General features: G+C 48.9%; 2 tRNA genes and 3 rRNA genes. All 5 read right to left on the reverse strand.

Annotated features, from left to right (window positions below):
• Window positions 1-45: 45 nt before the first annotated feature.
• Window positions 46-157, reverse strand: a 5S ribosomal RNA gene (gene rrf, locus B9A91_RS23895).
• Window positions 158-215: 58 nt separating this feature from the next.
• Window positions 216-3091 (reverse strand): 23S ribosomal RNA (locus tag B9A91_RS23900).
• A 217-nt stretch (window positions 3092-3308) separates the two neighbouring features.
• A tRNA-Ala gene (locus B9A91_RS23905) sits at window positions 3309-3385 on the reverse strand.
• Window positions 3386-3400: 15 nt separating this feature from the next.
• Window positions 3401-3475 (reverse strand) — tRNA-Ile (locus tag B9A91_RS23910).
• A gap of 112 nt (window positions 3476-3587) precedes the next feature.
• Window positions 3588-5023, reverse strand: a 16S ribosomal RNA gene (locus B9A91_RS23915); the annotation flags it as partial.

Genomic DNA, 5023 nt, shown 5'->3' on the forward strand with positions numbered 1-5023 from the left:
TAAACAAGAAAAGCCTGTAGTTTATGGCTACAGGCTTTCTTTAAGATTTGGCACCGACCTACTCTCCCACGTGTTACCGCAGTACCATCGGCTCTGGTGGGCTTAACTTCTCTGTTCGGAATGGGAAGAGGTGGACACCACCGATATAGGCACCTAAATATCGTTATGACATATTATTGAAAGAAGTTAGTTAAGAAAAGCAAACAACGTTCTGCTTTTGAAAGCTTCGGATGATTAGTATTACTCGACTTTGATGTCACCACCTTTACATCTGTAACCTATCAACGTAGTAGTCTGCTACGGTCCTATATGGAATTCTCATCTCGTGGCTAGTTTCGCACTTAGATGCTTTCAGCGCTTATCTATTCCCAGCGTAGCTACTCTGCAATGCCCCTGGCGGAACAACAGATTCACTAGAGGCTAGTCCAACCCGGTCCTCTCGTACTAAGGTCAGCCCCACTCAAAATTCCTACGCCCACAACAGATAGGGACCGAACTGTCTCGCGACGTTCTGAACCCAGCTCGCGTGCCACTTTAATCGGCGAACAGCCGAACCCTTGGGACCTTCTCCAGCCCCAGGATGTGACGAGCCGACATCGAGGTGCCAAACCTCCCCGTCGATATGAGCTCTTGGGGGAGATCAGCCTGTTATCCCCAGCGTACCTTTTATCCTTTGAGCGATGGCCCTTCCATGCAGAACCACCGGATCACTATATCCGTCTTTCGACCCTGCTCGGCTTGTATGCCTCACAGTCAAGCAAGCTTATGCTATTGCACTCCTCATACGGTTACCAAGCGTATTGAGCTTACCTTTGAAAGCCTCCGTTACCTTTTTGGAGGCGACCACCCCAGTCAAACTACCCATCAAACAATGTCCTTCACTGAGTGAAGTTAGACACCGAATACAGAAAGGGTGGTATTTCAACGTTGACTCCACGACGCCTGGCGACGCCGCTTCATAGTCTCCCACCTATCCTACACATCCTGTATCCAATGTCAATGTTAAATTGTAGTGAAGGTGCATGGGGTCTTTCCGTCCCGTTGCGGGTACCCGGCGTCTTCACCGGGACCACAATTTCACCGAGCTCATGGCTGAGACAGCGCCCAGATCGTTACACCATTCGTGCAGGTCGGAACTTACCCGACAAGGAATTTCGCTACCTTAGGACCGTTATAGTTACGGCCGCCGTTTACTGGGGCTTCGATTCAATGCTTCGCCTTGCGACTAACATCCCCTCTTAACCTTCCAGCACCGGGCAGGTGTCAGGCCTTATACTTCATCTTTCGATTTTGCAAAGCCATGTGTTTTTGTTAAACAGTCGCCTGGGCCTTTTCACTGCGGCTGATATTGCTACCAGCGCCCCTTCTCCCGAAGTTACAGGGCCATTTTGCCGAGTTCCTTAGCCATGATTCACTCGAGCACCTTAGAATTCTCTTCCCGGATACCTGTGTCGGTTTGCGGTACGGGTTTTTATAACCTGAAGCTTAGCGGTTTTTCTTGGAAGTCTGATTACCTGCACTATCAACGCCCCCGAAGGTTTGCTGTACTATCAGCCTTTAGCAAGACCGGCGGATTTGCCTACCAGTCCTATACCTACAGCCTTCAACGATCTATTCCGTCAGATCGCGGCAGTGTCACTACTCCGTCCCCACATCGCAGTTATAAAAAGTACGGAAATATTAATCCGTTGTCCATCGAATATCCCTTTCGGGTTCTCCTTAGGCCCCGACTAACCCTGATCCGATTAGCGTTGATCAGGAAACCTTATCCTTTCGGTGGGCAGGTTTCTCGCCTGCCTTATCGTTACTTATGCCTACATTTGCTTTTCCAGAAGCTCCAGCAAAACTTACGTCTTACCTTCGCCGCCGCTGGAATGCTCCCCTACCGATATATTTCAATCCCATAGCTTCGGTGTACAATTTGATGCCCGTTTATTATCCATGCCCGATCGCTCGACTAGTGAGCTGTTACGCACTCTTTAAATGAATGGCTGCTTCCAAGCCAACATCCTAGCTGTCTGTGCAATCGGACCTCGTTAGTTCAACTTAACTGTAACTTGGGGACCTTAGCTGATGGTCTGGGTTCTTTCCCTCTCGGCGCGTGACCTTAGCACCCCGCGCCTCACTGCAGTGTATATTAAATAGCATTCGGAGTTTGTCTGGATTTGGTAGGATTTGACTCCCCCGCACCCAATCAGTAGCTCTACCTCTAGATAACTTAACCACCACGCTGTTCCTAAAAACATTTCGGGGAGTACGAGCTATTTCCCAGTTTGATTAGCCTTTCACCCCTACCCACAGATCATCCGGAAACTTTTCAACGTTTATCGGTTCGGTCCTCCAGTACGTGTTACCGCACCTTCAACCTGTCCATGGGTAGATCACAAGGTTTCGCGTCTACCTCCCCTGACTATACGCCCTATTCAGACTCGCTTTCGCTTCGGATCCGTGTCTTAAACACTTAACCTTGCCAGAGAAGAGTAACTCGTAGGCTCATTATGCAAAAGGCACGCCGTCACGCCACCTGGACGCTCCGACCGCTTGTAAGCACACAGTTTCAGGTTCTATTTCACTCCCCTGTTCGGGGTTCTTTTCACCTTTCCCTCACGGTACTGGTTCACTATCGGTCTCTCAGGAGTATTTAGCCTTACCGGATGGTGCCGGCAGATTCCCACAAGGCGTCTCCGACCTCGCGGTACTCAGGATACTACTAGGTTAACATCACTTACGTGTACCGGGCTATCACCGTATATTGCCAGGCTTCCCATCCTGTTCCACTTCATTTTGTTATACCACATCGTAGTCCTACAACCCCAGTCTTGCCGTAACAAGCCTGGTTTGGGCTCTTTCCCTTTCGCTCGCCACTACTTAGGAAATCATTATTATTTTCTCTTCCTCTGCTTACTTAGATGTTTCAGTTCGGCAGGTTTGCGTACATTGTACAACTAGTCTTCAACTAGCTAGGTTTCCCCATTCAGAAATCTACGGATCAATTCATATTTGCTAATCCCCGTAGCTTATCGCAGCTTATCACGTCTTTCATCGCCTCTGAGAGCCAAGGCATCCCCTGTGTGCTCTTATTTACTTTCTTCTTTCTGTACCCTTTTGCGCATACAGAAATGCTTTTTTTGATCTGTCGTTATCTATCTGATTACTGTATAATTACTTAAACAATAACCCTCAAGCTAACAACGTCTCTATTGTTGTTTGCTCTTCTTTTTTAACTTCTTCCAATATGTCAAAGAACTTTTCGATCCCGGGAACATCAATGTCCCTATTTACGTACCTTTTAAATTAAGTACCGGTGATGGTGGAGAATAACGGAGTCGAACCGTTGACCTCCTGCGTGCAAGGCAGGCGCTCTAGCCAGCTGAGCTAATCCCCCCTTAGAATATATATGTAGTCCCGAGCAGATTTGAACTGCTGACCCCTACATTATCAGTGTAGTGCTCTAACCAAACTGAGCTACGGGACTATATGTCTATACTGCAGTATGGAGCACTAATTGATGCTTCATCCTATGGGTTGTCTTTTTGTGATCTGCCATTTATATCATTCAGCGTAGCGAGTAGTCTGATCTACTCCAGAAAGGAGGTATTCCAGCCGCACCTTCCGGTACGGCTACCTTGTTACGACTTAGCCCCAGTTATCGGTTTTACCCTAGGACGCTCCTTGCGGTTACATACTTTAGGTACCCCCAACTTCCATGGCTTGACGGGCGGTGTGTACAAGGCCCGGGAACGTATTCACCGCGTCATTGCTGATACGCGATTACTAGCGAATCCAACTTCAAGAGGTCGAGTTGCAGACCTCTATCCGAACTGTGAATGGCTTTTTGAGATTCGCTTGCTGTTGCCAGCTTGCTGCCCTCTGTACCATCCATTGTAGCACGTGTGTAGCCCCGGACGTAAGGGCCATGATGACTTGACGTCGTCCCCTCCTTCCTCTCTGTTTGCACAGGCAGTCTGTTTAGAGTCCCCACCTTAACGTGCTGGCAACTAAACATAGGGGTTGCGCTCGTTGCGGGACTTAACCCAACACCTCACGGCACGAGCTGACGACAGCCATGCAGCACCTAGTTTCGTGTGATTGCTCACTAATCAATCTCTTGATTATTCACTAACTTTCAAGCCCGGGTAAGGTTCCTCGCGTATCATCGAATTAAACCACATGCTCCTCCGCTTGTGCGGGCCCCCGTCAATTCCTTTGAGTTTCACCCTTGCGGGCGTACTCCCCAGGTGGAATACTTAACGCTTTCGCTTAGCCGCTAACTGTATATCGCTAACAGCGAGTATTCATCGTTTAGGGCGTGGACTACCAGGGTATCTAATCCTGTTTGATCCCCACGCTTTCGTGCCTCAGCGTCAATCACACCATAGTAAGCTGCCTTCGCAATCGGTGTTCTGTGACATATCTATGCATTTCACCGCTACTTGTCACATTCCGCCTACCTCTAGTGTATTCAAGCTCATCAGTATCAAGGGCACTGCGATGGTTGAGCCACCGTCTTTCACCCCTGACTTAATAAGCCGCCTACGCACCCTTTAAACCCAATAAATCCGGATAACGCTTGGATCCTCCGTATTACCGCGGCTGCTGGCACGGAGTTAGCCGATCCTTATTCCTTCGGTACATTCAGCTTGCTACACGTAGCAAGGTTTATTCCCGAATAAAAGCAGTTTACGACCCAGAGGGCTGTCTTCCTGCACGCGGCATGGCTGGTTCAGAGTTCCCTCCATTGACCAATATTCCTTACTGCTGCCTCCCGTAGGAGTCTGGTCCGTGTCTCAGTACCAGTGTGGGGGGCCATCCTCTCAGATCCCCTAGTCATCGTCGCCTTGGTGGGCCGTTACCCCGCCAACTAGCTAATGACACGCATGCCCATCTTAATCCTATAAATATTTGATCATTGTACAATGCTGTACTGTGATTTTATGCGGTGTTAATCCGAATTTCTTCGGGCTATCCCCCTGATTAAGGTAGGTTGCATACGCGTTACGCACCCGTGCGCCACTTTCATAAG

This window comes from Pedobacter africanus, assembly GCF_900176535.1.
Classification (GTDB): Bacteria; Bacteroidota; Bacteroidia; order Sphingobacteriales; family Sphingobacteriaceae; genus Pedobacter; species Pedobacter africanus.